General features: G+C 68.9%; 13 protein-coding genes. 4 read left to right on the top strand and 9 right to left on the bottom strand.

Annotated features, from left to right (window positions below; all coding sequences use genetic code 11):
• Positions 1 to 33: 33 nt before the first annotated feature.
• Positions 34 to 1,098: an amidohydrolase family protein gene (locus ABD134_RS10975; protein WP_344229405.1), complete on the top strand. Its 1,065-nt coding sequence runs from the start codon at positions 34 to 36 to the stop codon at positions 1,096 to 1,098.
• A 78-nt stretch (positions 1,099 to 1,176) separates the two neighbouring features.
• Here ABD134_RS10975 and ABD134_RS10970 read toward each other — a convergent pair whose 3' ends face one another.
• The 3 genes from ABD134_RS10970 to ABD134_RS10960 all read right to left on the bottom strand — a co-directional run bounded on the left by ABD134_RS10970 (position 1,177) and on the right by ABD134_RS10960 (position 4,076).
• Positions 1,177 to 2,352, bottom strand: coding sequence for an amidohydrolase (locus ABD134_RS10970; protein ID WP_344230857.1), 1,176 nt, complete (start codon positions 2,350 to 2,352; stop codon positions 1,177 to 1,179).
• A gap of 158 nt (positions 2,353 to 2,510) precedes the next feature.
• Positions 2,511 to 3,260: a hypothetical protein gene (locus ABD134_RS10965; protein WP_378108216.1), complete on the bottom strand. Its 750-nt coding sequence runs from the start codon at positions 3,258 to 3,260 to the stop codon at positions 2,511 to 2,513.
• A 48-nt stretch (positions 3,261 to 3,308) separates the two neighbouring features.
• Positions 3,309 to 4,076: a DUF5058 family protein gene (locus ABD134_RS10960; RefSeq protein ID WP_344229403.1), complete on the bottom strand. Its 768-nt coding sequence runs from the start codon at positions 4,074 to 4,076 to the stop codon at positions 3,309 to 3,311.
• 160 nt (positions 4,077 to 4,236) lie between these two features.
• Here ABD134_RS10960 and ABD134_RS10955 point away from each other — a divergent pair, with 160 nt between their 5' ends.
• Positions 4,237 to 5,268, top strand: a complete 1,032-nt coding sequence (locus ABD134_RS10955) for an Lrp/AsnC family transcriptional regulator (RefSeq protein ID WP_344229401.1) — start codon at positions 4,237 to 4,239, stop codon at positions 5,266 to 5,268.
• Positions 5,269 to 5,277: 9 nt separating this feature from the next.
• Here ABD134_RS10955 and ABD134_RS10950 read toward each other — a convergent pair whose 3' ends face one another.
• Positions 5,278 to 5,808: a DUF3237 domain-containing protein gene (locus ABD134_RS10950; RefSeq protein WP_344229399.1), complete on the bottom strand. Its 531-nt coding sequence runs from the start codon at positions 5,806 to 5,808 to the stop codon at positions 5,278 to 5,280.
• Positions 5,809 to 5,919: 111 nt separating this feature from the next.
• Here ABD134_RS10950 and ABD134_RS10945 point away from each other — a divergent pair, with 111 nt between their 5' ends.
• Positions 5,920 to 7,317: an MFS transporter gene (locus ABD134_RS10945; RefSeq protein ID WP_344229397.1), complete on the top strand. Its 1,398-nt coding sequence runs from the start codon at positions 5,920 to 5,922 to the stop codon at positions 7,315 to 7,317.
• A gap of 37 nt (positions 7,318 to 7,354) precedes the next feature.
• Positions 7,355 to 8,260: a LysR substrate-binding domain-containing protein gene (locus ABD134_RS10940; protein WP_344229395.1), complete on the top strand. Its 906-nt coding sequence runs from the start codon at positions 7,355 to 7,357 to the stop codon at positions 8,258 to 8,260.
• Between the two features lie 12 nt (positions 8,261 to 8,272).
• Here the strand turns inward: ABD134_RS10940 and ABD134_RS10935 are convergent, their stop codons facing one another.
• The 5 genes from ABD134_RS10935 to ABD134_RS10915 all read right to left on the bottom strand — a co-directional run bounded on the left by ABD134_RS10935 (position 8,273) and on the right by ABD134_RS10915 (position 17,187).
• A complete protein-coding gene (locus tag ABD134_RS10935) occupies positions 8,273 to 10,285 on the bottom strand; it encodes an FMN-binding glutamate synthase family protein (protein WP_344229393.1) in 2,013 nt (670 codons plus the stop codon).
• Positions 10,286 to 10,352: 67 nt separating this feature from the next.
• Positions 10,353 to 10,910, bottom strand: coding sequence for an acyl-CoA thioesterase (locus tag ABD134_RS10930; RefSeq protein WP_344229391.1), 558 nt, complete (start codon positions 10,908 to 10,910; stop codon positions 10,353 to 10,355).
• 96 nt (positions 10,911 to 11,006) lie between these two features.
• On the bottom strand, positions 11,007 to 12,275 hold the full coding sequence (locus ABD134_RS10925) for an acyl-CoA dehydrogenase family protein (RefSeq protein ID WP_344229389.1): 1,269 nt from the start codon (positions 12,273 to 12,275) through the stop codon (positions 11,007 to 11,009).
• Positions 12,276 to 12,346: 71 nt separating this feature from the next.
• Entirely contained in the window at positions 12,347 to 13,222 is an 876-nt protein-coding gene (locus tag ABD134_RS10920) for a TetR/AcrR family transcriptional regulator (protein WP_344229387.1), read from the bottom strand.
• A gap of 149 nt (positions 13,223 to 13,371) precedes the next feature.
• Complete coding sequence (locus ABD134_RS10915; protein ID WP_344229385.1) at positions 13,372 to 17,187, bottom strand: proline dehydrogenase family protein; 3,816 nt, start codon at positions 17,185 to 17,187, stop codon at positions 13,372 to 13,374.
• Positions 17,188 to 17,320 lie beyond the last annotated feature (133 nt).

The raw sequence follows: 17,320 nt of genomic DNA, 5'->3' as shown, positions 1-17,320 counted from the left end.
CGAGAGACCCGAGAGACCTGAGGACCACAGCACATGACCAGTGACACGACTGCCAGCCCCGCACCCCGCCCCTACCGGCGCATCGCCACGGAGGAGGCCTGGGCCCCGCCGGAGATGTTCGACATGTTCCGGGAGATCCTCGGCGACCACCCTGAGGACGATCCGGGGTTCATGAGCCTCATGGGCTACTACGTCCTCAATGACGGAGAGCGCCCGCGCTTCATCCGCGAGCGCATGACGGACACCGAGGGGGTGCGCCTGAAGGACATGGACGCCGCCGGCATCGATCATCAGATCCTGTCACTGACGGCTCCGGGCACCAACCCGTTGCCGGCGGCGCAGGCGACCGAACTGGCCCGGCTGTCCAATGACCAGCTCGGCGAGATCGTCCGGAACCGGCCCGACCGCTTCTCCGCGCTGGCCGCCGTGCCCTTCTCCGCGGCCGACGCCGGCGCCTCTGAGCTCGAGCGGGCCGTCACGCGGCTGGGCCTGAAGGGCGCCATCCTGAACTCGCATGTGCGGGACCGGTACACGGACACAGATGAATTCCTGCCCTTCTATGAGGCCGCCGAGGCACTCGGGGTGCCGGTCTACCTGCATCCCAATGCCCCCTCGGCCAGTCTGTTCAAACCCCTGCATGACCGCGGCCTGGACGGCTCGATGTACGGGTTCGGAGTGGAGACCGGCCTGCATCTGATGCGACTGGTGGTCTCCGGGGTGTTCGAGCGCTTCCCGAACCTGACCATGGTGGTCGGCCACCTCGGTGAGGCCGTACCGTTCTGGCTGAACCGGATCGACTACATGTACGGCAAGCAGGTGGCCACGGGACGCTATCCGCACGTGAAGCCCCTGCCGTTGAAGCCCTCCGAGTACATCCGCCGCAACGTCTGGATCACCACCAGCGGCATGCCCTGGCAGGACGAGGTGATGTTCGTCCGCACGATGGTCGGTGCGGACCGGGTCATGTACGCGATGGACTACCCGTACCAGTACGAGCCGTCCGAGGTGGACCTGCAGGACGACCTGCCGATCTCGGCGGAGGAGAAGTTCGAATTCTTCGAGGGCATCGCCACCCGGGTGTTCAACCTCGAGTTCTGACCCACCCACGCTTGCAGTCGACGTGGAGTGGGCATCTTCACCCGGCGCCCACTCCAACTCGACTGAGAGGAGGGCGGATCAGGAACTGAGCCGGGAGCGCAGGGCGGCGAGCGCCGCCGTCGCCGCCGTCCACAAGGTGGGCTCTGGTACGGGGACGAATCGAGGCGAGTGGTTGACCGGCATGGAACCGGAGGCCACGGTCTCGGCATCCATGCCACCGAAGAACCAGAACACGGAGGGCACGCCCAGCGCGCCGGGGAGGATGCCGAAGTCCTCCGAACCCATCATAGGTTGGCCGTCCCTCACCTTCTCGGTGCCGAGGGTGCCGCGCAGGGTCTCGATGAGCTCAGCCGTCGCGTCCGGGTCATTGAAGTTCCGGGGGAAGCGGTAGAGCTCCTCGATCACCGGCTCGGGCGCCCCGGAGGCCTGCGCCTCGGCGAGGATGATGCGCCTGAGGGCGTCCAGTACCGTGGCGCGGACGTCGTCGTCCATGGTGCGGACGTTGAGGGTGAACTCGGCTGAGTCCGGGATGATGTTCTCCTTGAGCCCCGCGTGGAACGTGCCCACCGTCACCACGGCGGACTCACGGGCGGAGATCTCCCGGGAGACGACGCCCTGCAGCCGCGTGACGATGTGGGCACCGAGCACGATGGGGTCGATCGAGTTCTCCGGCTGGGAGCCATGGGACTGCTCCCCGCGCAGAGTGACCTTCCAGGAGTCCGCATAGGCCATGGCGGGCCCACCGACCACCTCGACCGTCCCGGCCAGGCCTGGCATGACGTGCTGGCCGAAGATGATCTCCGGATGTGGGACGCGGTCCCAGAGCCCGTCCTCCACCATCGCCTGGGCGCCGGCCGCGGTCTCCTCACCGGGTTGGAAGATCAGCACGACGGTCCCGGACCAGGTCTCGCGCTGGGCCGCCAGCACCTCAGTGGCGGTCATCAGCGCCGCCACATGGGTGTCATGGCCGCAACCGTGCATCACCGGCACCTCGGTGCCGTCCGCCAAGGTGCCGCGGGCGGTGCTTCGGTAGTCGACCGTGGAGTCCTCCTGGATCGGTAGTCCGTCCGTATCCGCCCGGAACCCGACGACGGGCCCCGCACCGTTGCGCAGCAGGCCCACCACGCCGGTGCCCCCGCAGCGGAAGTGCTCAATGCCGAGCGTGTCCAGGTGCGCCTCGATGAACGCCGCCGTGGCGTGCTCTTGCATGGACAGTTCCGGATTCGAGTGCAGGTGCCGGTAGACGTCAAGCATGCGTTGACGCAGCTCGGCCGGGATCTCCGGGTACTCCGGGGGTCGGCCGTCGGTCAATCCAGCCGATTCCTCGGCGGACTGCTCGGATGTGGTGCGGTGTTGCACGGTGTTCCTTTCCGAAAAGTGGGGCGACCTGCTGCCGATGACTGAGTGGGGGGTCAGGGTGCGTCCACGGTGGCTGCGGGTTCTGGCGCCCTCGGTGCACGCGGGCGCACGAACCAGGTGATCACCAGCGTGCAGATCACGGCAATGGCGGTCGATGCCATGGCCAGGACGGGGGCGAGCGGAACCAACACGAAGATCACCAGCACCGCCACGATGACGGCCACCGCGGTGGCACGCACCTGCTTCAGGGAGACGATGGCCTGGATGATGACCGCTCCCAGCACGGCCGGCAGCACGTAGGTGCGGACCACGTTCGTGACGTCCTCCGGAACCACGCTGATGAGCCAGGTGCCGAGCAGGCCCACGAACACCAGGAGGGACAGCAGATGGACCATGGCGGCGCCACTGATCGCCATCACGGCGGCCAGCCCACCGCGTGCCGTGCCCGGCTTGGCACCGATGCTGGCCTGTGCGATGAGGGCCGCGGGCAGGAGCTTGTTGGAGATGTTCCCGATCATGAACGCCTGGTACATCGAGGCCGGACCGAGCATCGGGAAGTAGGTGATCGGCTCGATGATCCAGATGACGAAGAACGTGCCGGCCACGGCGATGAACGCCGTGAACAGCTGAGTTGCGGTGATGCCGAGGTCGGCGAAGAAGACGAGGTAGAGGGGGCCGGCCAGCGAGAGCACCAGGCCGACCAGCATGGTGAACCGGCCCCAGCGCGATGTGGTGGCGTCGAACTCCTCCATGCTGCCTGCGGCTGGCACGGTAGTGGATGTGGTGGAGGACGTAACCATCATGGGGACTCCTGAAGGGCTAGAGGATCGGGAACCGGGATGTCGGGGGACTCAGACACCCGCACCGAGGCCTGCGGATTGGGCCAGGTACGCGGCAGTGAGTCCGAGCAGAATCGCAATGCCCAGCCCCCATTCGCGCAGCCAGCGCATTCCCGGTAGCCGGGCCAACAGCAGGCAGGCTGCCATGACGGCTGCTGAGGCGGCCAAGGTGATCGCATGAACAGAACTCTTGGGCACCTCCGCGAGGCCCAGGGAGAAGAACGCGCCCAGCAGGGCCGCCCCCGGCACCACGGTCATGAGGACCGGGTTGACCTTGCCCAGACGGTGCTCCCCCTTCTTCAGCAGCGGCGTGAGGATGAGGGTGGCGATCATCCACATCGCCCCGCCCAGACTCAGGGCGAAGAACACGATGGCGAAGACCTGCTGGGTGTACTCCGGTCCACCCAGCTCCGCACCGGCGGTTCCGGCCGCGATGCTGGCCGCCGCGGTCTCATACTGCACCGACCCGATCAGGCCGATGCGCACCAGGGTGGCCGGGGTGCCGAAGAGGGCCAGCACGGCGATCGCCACCAGCGCCACCGCCAACGAAGGGCCGATGGCGGCGATGGCTCCGGTACGGAACGTGGTGCGCAGTTCCTGCTGGCTCATCCCCGCCGCCGGGGCGGCCTTGCGGGCCGCCCTCATGTACATGACCGACTGGACTGCGATGACCAAGAAGACGCCCAGGGCGCAGATCCAGAGGACTGGTGTGTTGGCCAGGGCCAGGACAGAATTCGGGTCCTGGCCCTGGCCAGCGGCCGCGCTTGCTGCTGAGATCATGGAGTCCTTCGATTCGTGAGGTCGGTTCTGGCTCAGAGCCCCGCAGTCGGCGCTTGGCTCGGAAACCGATTGATGCAATTCGTCGCTATCATTGTGGTGTGCTCAACATCACTTCACGCTCAATCGCAGAAAATTTACACACCCTGGCAGATTTCGCGAGATGGTGAACAAGCCCGTCGAGCCCTTGGACGAGGGTGACCTCCCCCTGGTTCATGCCCTGCAGATCGGGCCCCGGTTGCCATGGACGGTGCTGGGCGAGGTCCTCGACCAGCACCCGACCTCGCTGGCCGCCCGGTGGCGGCGCCTCGAGGACAGCGGCTCGGCGTGGATCACCGCCCACCCGCTGGGTCATCCGGACCAGATGGCCCTGTCCTTCCATGACGTAAGGTGCCGTCCCGGCCACCGACGGGCCGTGGCAGCGGCGATCGGGCGAATTCCCGAGGTTTTCTCGGTGGAGGAGTGCCACCGGGACCGGGATTTCATGCTGACCGTCATCACCCCGGACCCAGCCCAGCTCACGGACGTCGTCTATCCCCAGCTCGAGGACATCCCAGAACTATCGGGATACGAGTCAACCTTCTGCACCCGGCTGCACCGTACTGCCGCTGACTGGGAGCTCGACGCCTTGGATCCCGGTCAGCGGCGGGACCTCCGTGCGGCCGTCGGGCCGCCCCCGGTTCCGGCAGCCCACGCCGACCCCCAGCTGCCGTCGCTCGGTCCGATCGCCCGCATCCTCGGACGCAACGGGCGGGCCTCAGCCGCCCAGGTGGCTGCGGCCTCCGGCCTGCACCCCGCCACGGCCCGTCGTCGACTGCAGCGGGTGTTGAACTCTGGCATCCTGAGCTTTCGCTGTGACGTCTCGCACCGGGCCGCAGGCTACCCCGTCATGTGCCAGTGGTTCGCCCGGCTGCCGGCTGCCGACCACAATGCGGCCGCCGCCGAACTGGCGCGGCTCGGAGCCCTGCGCATCTGTGCCTCCACCACGGGGCGCTCGAACTTCATGTTCATGACGTGGCACCGCTCGGCCACGGACATCATGGCCATGGAGCGGCGGGCCTCAGAGAAGCTGCCCCGCCTGGAGATCCGGGAGACCGTCATCATCTCCAACATCCCCAAGCGGGCCGGTTGGCACCTGGACACCGACGGCAGGCGCCAGGAGGACTTCGTCGAGGTGGGGCACCACTGGTTGTGAGACGGTGGGTCAGCGGACCACCCAGAGGTCGATGATCACCCGGTCCGGCTCGCGGCGGCCAGAGCCGAGGACCACGGTGGACTCGAGCCAGGACCAGGTCTCCCCGGCCACCTCGAAGCGGGGCGCGCAACGGAAGTAGATCCGCTCGGCCGGCACCCGTTCACCGCGGGCCAGTGCGGCGATATCCTCGGCCGCGCCCGTACGGAAGGCCGCGTTCATGACGTAGAGCCGGTCGCCGTCGTCGGTCTCGATGACGTACCGGGCGTCCAGGTCCGAGGCCGTGTCCGACTGGATGAGCTGGAAGTCCGCCCCGCCGGGGAGGACACGGCCATTCAGCCCGGGGCCGGCAACGGTTCCGCCGGAGATCGGGATGACCCGGCGCAGTCCTCGGTGGGTCCGTCCGACCTCCACGGGCTCGGCTACTTCCACGGCCACGGTGGCGAGGAACTCGAGTCGGGGCGGGATGGGACCGGCGGCACCATCGGGGCGTCCGGGGGCAGGCTGCGGTGCCGCGGAGGTGGAGGCTGAGGCGTGGGTCATGAGCACCACGCTAGAGCCCGCCTCATGCGGACGCCATGCACATCCTCCGTGCATCCGATGCACAGCGAATTCCGTTGAGTTCACCAACGGTTCGGGGCACCATGAGGTGTTATGGATCACAGCACCGTTTCCCAGCTTCGCACCGCGGGCGACCCGTCCCCGGACCCCGTCGCGGCCTCTGCCCCCGGCACCACTCCGGCCACCATCGCCGGGATGTCCACCGGCACCGCTCCGCGTGCCGGTCGGCCCCGGGACCTCGTCGCCGTCAACATCGGCAATGCCCTGGAGTGGTTCGACTGGAACATCTACGCGATCTTCGCGCCGTTCTTCGCCGCCCAGTTCTTCCGCGCCGAGGACCCGGTCTCCAGCCTCCTCTCCACGTTGGCCGTCTTCGCGGTCGGTTTCCTCATGCGCCCGGTGGGAGGCTGGCTGTTCGGCCGGCTGGCCGATGACAGGGGCCGGAAGTTCAGCCTGACCCTGGCCATCCTGCTGGCCTCGTTCGGTTCCCTGCTGATTGCCGTCGCCCCGACCTTTGACGCGATCGGCGTGTGGGCCGGCGTCATTCTCCTGGTGGCCCGCCTCATCCAGGGCTTGTCCCACGGTGGTGAGACGGGCAGCGCGTTCACCTATCTGGCGGAGATCGCGCCGCGGGACAAGCGTGGCTTCTGGGCCTCCACACCGTGGCTCGGCGTGGGAGTGGGCACCATGCTCGCCACCGGAGTCGGCGTGTTGCTGACGGCTCTGCTCTCCGAGGCACAGATGGCCGAGTTCGGCTGGCGCATCCCGTTCGCCGTCGCCGCCGTCCTCGGGGTCTACGCCCTCTACATCCGCAAGACCATGAACGAGTCCGAGGTGCACACCGAGCGCAAGGCACGGGACCAGCGCGAGGGCACGGGAGTCCAGTCCCTGCGAGAGGTCTTCACCGAGCTGGGCCGCGAGTGGAAGCCGTTGCTGCAGATCGTCGGCCTGACGATCTCCGGCGTGGTGGCCTTCTACACCTGGTTCATCTTCGCCCCCGGCTACGCCTCCCGCGAGTTCGGCATGGACCCGAACGCCTCCCTGGTGGCCGGACTGTGCGGGCAGGCCGTGTTCCTGGTGGCCATCCCCGTGATGGGCAGACTCTCCGACCGCTTCGGGCGCAAACCGGTGCTGATGGTCTTCGCGGCCGGATTCGCGCTCGTGGCCTTCCCCCTGGAGTGGATGCTCGGCCCGAGCCCGTTCATGCTGTTCCTGGCCATGGCGGCCGGCTCCGTGCTGCTGGCCGCGAACTGCGCCCCGCTCGGCGCCGTCTTCGCCGAGTTGGTCCCGACCAAGCTGAGGGCCACCCTGATCGGGGTCGGCTACGCCACCTCCGGGGCGATCTTCGGCGGCACTGCGCCCTACCTGAACACCTGGTTGTCCAGCATCGGGATGCACGGACTGTTCGTGGGCTACATGATCCTGCTCTGCCTGGTTAGCGTGGTGGTCATCATCAAGATGCCGGAGACCGCCCGCCGCGACCTCCGCTGAACCCGCCGGCACCGGTCCGGCAGGAAGACGGGGACGGGTGCGACTGACACTGCGCCAACTCGAACACTTCTGCGCTGTGGCCCGGACCGGCAGCATCAGCGCCGCGGCCACCCAGCTGAGGGTGTCCAGGACCTCCGTCACGGAGGCACTGGACACCCTCGAGCGCGTCGCCGGCACCGTGCTGTGCCGCCGCAGCAAGGCCGAGGGAGTGGTGCTCACCGCCTCCGGGGAGGACTTCTTCATCCGGGCGCGCTCGGTGCTGGACCAGGCCCTTGACCTCGAGGTGCCCGACGGCGACCGGCAGCTCGGCGGGACCCTCGCCATCGGCTGCTTCCGGTCCCTGGCCCCGACCGTCCTGCCCGCGCTGTGGTCCGAGTTCGCCTCCCGGCACCCCGGCGTCACCGTCTCCGTGACCACCGGGAACCGGGCCGAACTCGTGGAACAGCTCTCCCTTGGGATCCTGGACGTGATCCTGGCGTACAACCTCCATGCCCTGCCCGGACTGGGTTCCGCCCGCCTCTACGACACCACGATGTACGCGCTCTTGCCCGCCGACCACCGCTTCGCCGAGCAGAGGCGGGCACCCTTGGCCGAGCTGGCCGCGGAGCCCCTGCTGCTCATGGACGTCTCCCCCAGTTCCGACGACATCCTCTCCTACTTCGCACATCACGGCGCGACCCCGAACGTGCGGATGAAGTCCCCGGACTTCGAACTCATCCGGTCCCTGGTGGCCCGCGGGCTGGGCTATTCGATCTTCATCCAGCGGCCCCGGCAGGACGTCTCCTACGAGGGCCTGCCCGTGGCCTGCGTTCCCCTGGACCCCGAGCCCCACCTGGAACGGGCGTCCATCGCCTGGTCGGAACGGCGGCGGCTGCCCGGCCCGGCACGGAGCTTCGTGGACCTGGCCATCGCCCTGGGTCCGCAGGTCGCGCCGGCACCGTGATGGCGATGCCGGTCAGGACCCCAGCCGGCCCTCCGGCCGGGGCTCGTTGCTGACCACGGGGGTGGACCCGGTGTCCGCGCCGGTGCGCCGCGGCCGAGCGCCGTCGATGTCCTTCTCGTCGGCGTTGCGCTCCGGCGGGCGGCCCTCGGAACGCGGTTCGCCTTCACCCTCACTCGCCCCCTCACCGCTGCGGTCACCGGCCGAGTCGGTACCCGAGCCTGCGGCAGAGCCCGCGGGTGCCATCTCGGCTGGCCTCTCGCCGCGCCCCGCTCCCACGGCAGCATCGGCACCGGCGGAACCGGCCGGCGTCGGAACGGGCCGTTGCGCTTCACCGGAGTGCAGGGAGGCGCGCAGGTCTCCGAAGGACATCGCGGAGGTCTGCACGTCCAGTTCGTCACGCCACTGCGGATCCGGCTCGGTCAGGTAGCCGACGGGGGCGTGCTCACCGAAGTGGTCGGCGTCCGCCTCCCGCCAGTCGGCGGCCCAGCCGCGCGGAGGCTCGTTGAGCAGTTCGTCCTCCCGCAGCCAGTGGTAGATGGAGGCGTAGGAGCGGGTGTTGAGGTGGTCCACGCGGCGGCGCAGCATCCGAGTGTTCAGCTGGGACGGATGGTTCAGACCCATCGACGCCATGATCTGCACGGCCTCACGGACGGTGAGCTTCTGGTAGTTGTGCACGCGTTTGGACTTGTCCTCCACGTCCAGCGCCCGCGTCAGCCGCGGGTCCTGCGTGGCCACGCCCACGGGACAATGGTTCGTGTGGCACTTCTGGGCCTGGATGCAGCCGGTGGCCATCATCATGGCGCGGGCGGACATGGTGAAGTCGGCCCCCTGGATCAGCCGTTTGACGATATCCGATCCAGTGGCGACCTTGCCGGCCGCGCCCAGCTTGACCATGTGCCGCAGGCCCGTGCCGACCAGGGCATTGTGCACCAGCATGAGGCCCTCGGTCAGCGGGGTGCCCACATGGTCGGAATACTCCAACGGGGCGGCGCCGGTGCCACCCTCGGAACCGTCCACGATGATGTAGTCCGGGGCTGTCCGCTCCTCCCAGATGGCCTTGCACATGGCTAGCACATCCGTGCGGGAGCCCACACAGAACTTGATGCCGACCGGCTTGCCGTCGGAGAGCTCGCGCAGCCGGCCGATGAACCGGACCATCTCCCGGGGCGTGGTGAAGGCCGAATGGGAGGCCGGGGAGATGCAGTCGACGCCGACCGGCACCTCGCGCGCCTCGGCGATCTCCGGGGTGACCTTGGGGCCGGGCAGCACGCCACCGAGCCCGGGCTTGGCCCCCTGGGAGAGCTTGATGGTGATGCCCTTGACCTCCGGCAGGGTGGCCTTCTCCGCGAAGCTCACCGGGTTGAAGCGGCCGTCCTCGGTGCGGCAGCCGAAGTAGCCGGAGCCGATCTCCCAGAACAGATCCGCTCCGTTGCCGCGGTGGTACTTCGTCAGCCCGCCCTCGCCGGTCTCGTGCACGAACCCACCCAGGCCGGCACCCTTGTTCATGGCCACCACCGCGTTCTTGGACAGCGAGCCGAAGGACATGGAGGAGATGTTCATCAGGGACAGGTCATAGGGCTGGCGGCAGTCCGGGCCGCCGATCCGCACGGTGGGAATCTTCTTCGGCGGCGCCACGGGGGCCGTGGAATGCAGGAGATACTCGTAGCCGATCCGCCCCGTGTCCCGCTCCGTGCCGAAGGCCTTGTGGTCATCCGCGCCCTTGGACCGCGAGTACACGATCGAGCGGGTGTCCCGGTCGAAGGGCTTGCCGTCGAAGTTCCGCTCGATGAAGTACTGCTGGATCTCCGGACGGATCGACTCCAGCAGGTACCGCATGTGCCCGATCACCGGGAAGTTCCGCAGGATCGCATGCCGCTTCTGGGTCAGGTCCCAGATGGCCAGCCCCACCAGCAGCAGGGCGACCAGCCCGAGGAAGATCCACGCCCAGAACCCGACCAGGTAGGCGATGACCAGGATGAGGACGAGCGTGGTGAGCCCGCCGATGATGAGGAGGCGGTTGTTCATGCTTCCCATCCTGCCCCGGCGGGAGGCATAACGCACGACGGCGGCGCGCAGGCCACCCGCATTCAGGTCACCAGCGGTGCGGGGCCGGCTTCCGGGAACCGGGCAGCGCGACGTCGCCGCGCCACTCGTGCAGCCACTCCGGAACGGTGAAGTCCTCGGGCGGCACCTCGCCGAGCTCCGTGCGGACCGCCTCGACGATGTCCTCGAGGGCAACCGCACCGTTCGCATCCACGAACCGGGTGGCCAGGTAGCCGCGGGCATAGATCTCGCCTTCGCGGACGAAACGCTGCTCGATCCAGATGCACTTCTCGTCCAGGCCGATGATCTTGGTCTCGATGCTGAAGCTCTGCCACAACCGGATCGACTTGCGGAAGGAGATCTGCTCCGACTGCACCACCGGAGTCCACTTGCGCTTCGACATCACGTCCCAGAATCCTGCCCGGACCATCAGGTCGAAGCGGCCCAGATCCATGAGGGAGAAATACATGCCGTTGTTGATGATCATGGCGATGTCGATGTCCGTCGGCAATGCCTTCAACGGCAGCGAGGAGGTCTGCCAGAGGCTCAGCCGAGGCCGCCGGCGGGACCGGGCGAGCAACAGCAGGGTGCGGAAGATCAGGTGCATGGCTCCATGATGCCACGTAGTTACCCACGGGTAGGGGAAGCATGGGCTGGAGCACTCACTGGCCGGGACCCTCTCGTCAGACGCCGGGCGTCCTGACTAGGCGAAGGCACTGAACCCGGTGAGATCACGGCCGATCAGCAGGGCCTGCACCGATTCGGTGCCCTCGTACGTATGGATGGCCTCGATGTCCGCCTGATGACGGATGACGCCGTTCTCCAACAGGATGCCGTTGCCCCCGAGCATGTCCCGCGCCTCGGACGCGATCAGGCGTGCGGTGCGGGTGTTGTGATACTTCGCCAGGGACGCCTGGGTGGGGCGCAGGAGACCCTCGGACTCCAGGTGCGCCAGGTTCACGCAGTACATCTGCATGGCTACCAGGTGGGAGAGCAGCCGGGTCAGCTTCTCCTGGACCATCTGGTGCTGGGCGAGCTTCTTGCCGAACTGCACCCGCTGTTGCGAGTAGGCCAGCGCGGCCTCGAAGCAGGCGGTGGCATGGCCGAGCGCCGACCACGCGACCCCGGCACGGGTGGCATAGAGGACCTTGGAGGTGTCCTTGAAGGAGTGCGCTCCGGGCAGCAGGGCGTCAGCCGGCAACTCCACGTCATCCAGCAGGATCAGGGCCTGGTCGATGGCGCGCAGAGCGCCCTTGCCGGCGATCACCCGGGCCTGGTAACCGGGAGTCTCCTGGGGGACGAGGAAACACCGGACCGCGCCATGGTCGTCGTCGCCCTCTGCGTCCACGCGCGCCCAGACGAAGGTCACACCACCCGAGGCTCCGTTGCCGATCCATTTCTTGGCTCCACGCAGCACCCACCCGGCCTGGGTACGGGTGGCCCGGGTGGACAGCCCCGAGGAGTCAGAACCGTGGTCCGGTTCGGTCAGGGCGAAGGACCCGAGCACCTCTCCCGAGGCCATGGGCCGCACATACCGTTCCTGCTGCTCCTGGCTGCCGAAGTACACGAGGGTGCGCAGCGCGAGCCCGCCCTGAACCGCCAGCACGGTGCCCAGGGAGCCATCCACACGGGAGAGTTCCATGTTGACCAGACCGGTGGCCAGTGGGGAGAACTGCTCCAGGTCCGGGTGGGTCAGACCGTCGTTGAACAGCTGGTGGCGCCCGAGGCTGACGGCAGCCTCGATCGGGTACTCATGTCGATCCCAGCCCTCTGCCATCTGACCGGCGACGGCGGTGGCGGCCGTCCGCGCCCGCTCCCAGATCTCGCGGTCCGCCGCGGGGATGCCCCGGAAGGTGCCGTAGTAGTCGATGTCCAGCGGGCTGGTCACGTCATAGGCCGGTTCGGTGGCGCCAGGGAACGGCGATCCGGCAGGTCGGGACACACGGTTGGTGCGGGCGGGAATCTCAGTCATCACATCAGCATAAGTGGAACTGCGTGTCAGATCTAGCGGGACTCAATGCCGAGGATCGTTATCAGTCCGGGTCACGGAGAGTTCGACTCCAGGGCCTGGCGGACCCGGCGCAACACCTCGCCCGAGGGCATCGTCGTGGGGAAGCTCGCGACCACCACCTGACCGGGCGCGACGGAGGGGTCGGGAACCCGACCGGAGCCGTCGGCGAGGTCCGCTCCCGCCGGTGCGCCGGCGTCGTCCGCGGGGTGTGACGCCGACCCCCCGGCGGCCCCGGTCTCGGCGCCCGCCGGGGAACCGACCCCGAAACGCAGCCGGACCATCGCCAGCGCCCGGTCCAATGCCTCTGCGTACCGCGCGGTGACCCCGGCGGTCGCCTCGGGGCCGGCGGGACCAGAGGCGACCGTGCTGCCAGCACCGCCGCCCTCGCCACCGTTCTCGCCGCTGCGGACGGCCTGGCGCAGGAAGTGGTTGTGGGTGGCTGTGACGAGCGCCGCGAAGCCGATGGCGTCCACGGGCTCGAGGCCGGGCACGGTCCGGCGTAGATGTCCGGAGAAGAGCTGTTCGTAGCGGCGTTCCGTGACGATCTCGCGGTCGCGCAGGGCCTGCACCCCGCCGACCACGGCGTAGCGGCGGCGCGCCAGTTCCAGGTCCTCGGACAGGTGCGCGAAGACCCGCTCCGAGGCGGCGCACACGGTGGTCCAGGGATCACTCGGCTGCTCGTCCATCCACGCGGCGAGTTCCTCGATCAGCGGCGGGTGGTCCGCGAAGACTGCGTCCTCCTTGCCGCCGACCTGACGGAAGTACGTGGAACGGGACAGCCCGGCGGCGCGGGCCAGGTCGTCCACGCTGGTGGCTTCGAAGCCCCGCTCGCCGAACAGCTCCACGGCGGCCTCGACCACCAGGGATCGGACCTCGACGGATCGGGACTGCGCACGTTCCAGAGTCATGCGCCTGACTCTATCCAGCCGAACCCCGCCCTCCCCGTCTGCTCCTCATCTGAAGGTCGAATTCGCGCCGTTCTCAACGGCTGTTCCCGAGCAGACAGTGCGAATTCGGCCTCCAGTGGCCCAGCAGTTGCCCAGATGCCAGGAGTGGGTCAGAGCAGGTGATCGGTCAGGTGGTCCGGGGTGCCGAAGCGGTGGGCAGTGATCGAGATGGCCTGCTCATGCACGAAGGGCAGCAGCTCCACATCCCCGGCCGAGACCACCGGATTCGCGTAGACGGCCACGTCCGGCGACCCGCCGAGGGCCTCGTGCAGGGCCAGCACGGCCGCCCGGGATGCCTCGGTTCCTGCCTCAGCTCCGGTCCGGGGGTGGGACCCGGCACGTGTCCCGGACTCGCTCCAGTCCAGCACCAGGCGAATGCGCGGGTCCCCGCCGGAGGGCGCAGACGGCGGCAACTGGGTCAGCTGCAGGGCCCGGGCGTGGAACGCCTCAGTGTCCTCCACCCGCACCTCCACCTGCGAGTCGCCTTCCAGGATTTGCCCGACGCCGGCCGGCAGTCCCTCCGCCACGCTCACCGTGAGCGGTGCCCCAGCACGGCGACCGGCCATGATCACCCGCAGAAGGTGCACCAGCGGGCCGGACTCCCAGCGGATGGTCACCGGGACCGGACGGTGGCGCAGCACGTTGCGCTCCGCCATCAGTCCGGAGATGTCCGTGGCCACGCCGAAGCACTCGTTCCACGCCTGCTCGTCCAGGGCAGCCGCGCCGGCCAGCCATGCGCGGTCCCCGGCCTCCAGACCTGCGGCCTCGGCCAGTCGCTGGACGGAGGCGGCGTCGGGGCCTTCGCCCGGCACCGCCGCGACCGGGGCGTCCGTCCAGGACCCCAGTCCATGCAGGTAGTGCGGGCCACCGGCCTTGGTGCCGGCGCCAACGGCAGAGCGCTTCCAGCCACCGAAGGGCTGTCGGCGGACGATCGCACCGGTGATGCCGCGATTGACGTAGAGGTTGCCGGCATTCACCGTGTCCAGCCAGGTCCCGATCTCATCCGGGTCCAGGGAGTGAATCCCGGAGGTCAGGCCGTAGTCCACGGCGTTCACGAGCTCGATGGCGTCCTCCAGCGTCTCGGCGGTCATCACGCCGAGCACGGGCCCGAAGTACTCGGTGAGGTGCGCGTCCGAGCCCGGGCGGACGCCGGCGCGGATGCCGGGGCTCCAGAGCCGACCGGTCCCGTCCAGCTGACGCGGTTCCAGCGCCCAGGTCTCTCCGTCCCCCAACTCCGTCAGCCCCCGCTGCAGCTTCTCCCCCGGGACCTCGATCACGGGGCCCATCTGGGAGCGCGGGTCCTCAGGGTAGCCCACGGTCAGGGAGTTCGCGGCGTCCACCAACTGGCGGTGGAAGCGCGGGGAGGTGGCCACGGAGCCGACGAGGATCACCAGGGAGGACGCCGAGCATTTCTGCCCGGCGTGGCCGAATGCGGAGGTCACCACGTCCTTGGCGGCCAGATCCAGATCAGCGCTCGGGGTCACGATGACCGCGTTCTTGCCGGAGGTCTCGGCGAGCAGCGGCAGGTCCGGGCGGAAGGAGCGGAACAGCCTCGCCGTCTCGTAGCCGCCGGTCAGGATGACCCGTTCCACGTCCGGGTGCGCGATGAGTCCCTCCCCGAGCTCCGCCTCCTGCTCCGGGTCGATGCTGATGAAGCTCACCACGTCCGAGGCCAGCGCTCCGGCCTCCTCGGTGCTGACGCCGTCCAGTGCGGCGAGCCCGGCGATCAGGCCCTCCCGGATGGCCTCGTAGGCCACGGCACCGGTGCGGACCGACTGCGGCGCCGGCTTGAACACCACGGGCGCGCCGGAGGCCAGCCCGGCGAGCACTCCGCCCGTCGGGATGGCCACCGGGAAGTTCCATGGCGGAATGACGAGCACGAGCTGGGCCGGGTGGAACCGGGCGCCGGGCACCTCGTCGAGCCCGCGGGCCAGCCGGCCGTAGTACCGCGCAAAGTCGATGGCCTCAGAGACCTCCGGGTCACCCTGGTCCAGCGTCTTGCCGGTCTCGGCTGCGGCCACCTCGAGCAGGTCCGCGCGGTGGGCCTCGAGGGAATCGGCCACGGCGCCCAGCACGCTCTCCCGCTCGGCTCCCGTCAGGCTCGCCCACGCCTTCCCCGCCGCCACGGCCTTCCCGATGGCGGCCTGCACCTGGTCCGGTGAGGTCACGGTGGCGGCGGTCACGGTCTCGGTACCGAGCATGGAGCCCGGGATGTTGGCGGTGATGGTCCGCCCCCAGTCGCGGTTCGCCGCCAGGGAAGGGTCGGTGTCCGGGGTGTTGGCGAAGCCGTCCACGGGTTCCGGGGCAGGGCCCCGCGCCACGTCGAGATCCGCAGCCTGCCTGTTCTGGGTGCGGGCCGGCGTCGGGATGGCGGTGTCCAGGTCCTCGAGCGAGGCCACGAAGCGGTCCTGCTCACGGGCGAAGAGCGCTGGGTCCGTGTCCAGTTCGAAGACGGCGGACATGAAGTTCTCCTGACTGGCCCCCTCCTCGAGGCGGCGGATCAGGTAGGAGATGGCCACGTCGAACTCATGCGGGTGGACCACCGGGGTGTAGAGCAGCAGCAAGCCGACGTCCTGGCGGACGGCCTCTGCCTGGCCGGTGGCCATGCCCAGCAGCATCTCGAACTCGACGTCCGGGCTGCGACCGCCCTGCTCCCACTGCGTGGTGAGTCCGCGTTCCTGCACGAGCAGCCAGGACAGGGCGATGTCGAAGAGGTTGTGCCCGGCCACTCCGATTCGCACGTTGCGGGTGTGCTCGGGCGTGAGGGCGTAGTTCAGGACGCGCTTGTAGTTGGTATCGGCTGCCTGCTTGGAGGGCACGGTGGCGGCGGGCCAGCCGGTGACGGAGGCCTGGACCTGCTCCATGGGCAGGTTGGCGCCCTTGACCACGCGGACCTTGAGCGGGGCACCGCCGGCGGCCACGCGACGGGCGGCGAACTCCTGCAGGCGGATCATGGCGTCGAGGGCGTCCGGCAGGTAGGCCTGCAGCACGATCCCGGCCTCGAGATCGTGGAGTGCGGGGGTGTCCATCAGCCGCATGAACACGGCCAGGGTCATGTCCAGGTCGTGGTACTCCTCCATGTCCAGGTTGATGAACGTGGGGCCGGTACCACCGACTCCATCACTCTGGGAGGCGGCGAGTTCGTAAAGCGGCAGGAGGTGGGCGGTGACCTCCTCGACAGCCTCGTTGAACGCCCAGGCACTGTGCGGGGCGGTGGCGGCGGAGACCTTGACGGAGACGTAGTCCACATCATCCCGCTCGATCAGGGTGCGGATGCCTTCCATCCGGCGATCGGCTTCCCGCTGGCCGAGGATGGCCTCACCAAGCAGGTTGATGTTGAGGCGGATGCCCTCGGTCCTCAGCTTGGCGATGGCCGGGCCGAGTTTGGCGTCCGTGGCATCCACGATCAGGTGGGAGACCAGCTCGCGCAGGACCTTGCGGGCTGCCGGCACGGCGATCGGGGCCACGGCGGGGGCAAGCCGGCCACCCAGGTTCATGGCCGATTTCATGTACCAGGGCAGGAAGCCGGGCGTCTGGGGCGCCAGGTCTGCGAGTGCCTCCGCCGCGATCCGGTGGTCCTCGGGACGCACCACCCGGTCCACGAAGCCGACCGTGAAGTCCAGCCCCGCCGGGTCCTTCAGCACACCCGCCAGCTGCTTGGCCGAGAAGTTCGAGGGATGCTTCCGGGCCTCTCGGAGCCAGGTCCGGACCTGCTCGACGGCGGCCGGGGCCAGCGCGCGCAATTCCTCGGGGTCCGGGATGGCCGCGTTCTGCTGGGGAACCTGCCGGGTCTCGGCGGTCAGGCTTGCCGGGTTGGCCGAGTTTGCCGGGCTAGCGGGGCCTACCGGGCTAGCGGGGCCTACCGGGCTAGCGGGGTCTACCGGGTTCGCCGGCTGGGCGGAGTGATCAACGGGGTGGGTCGTCATGCTGACATTGTTCTCCCTTACACTGTGCGTGACTAGCGAACGTTTCCGCCGAGTATTGTTCGGTTGAACCGAACATTCTCCTGTGGCGTTCCGGGGGGCCTCGGCCCTTGCGCCGTCCTTCCACCCGATCCCC

Source organism: Citricoccus alkalitolerans (assembly GCF_039528175.1).
Classification (GTDB): Bacteria; Actinomycetota; Actinomycetes; order Actinomycetales; family Micrococcaceae; genus Citricoccus; species Citricoccus alkalitolerans.
The sequence above is the reverse complement of the archived record's forward strand: the minus strand, read 5'-3'. Positions and strand labels throughout refer to the sequence as shown.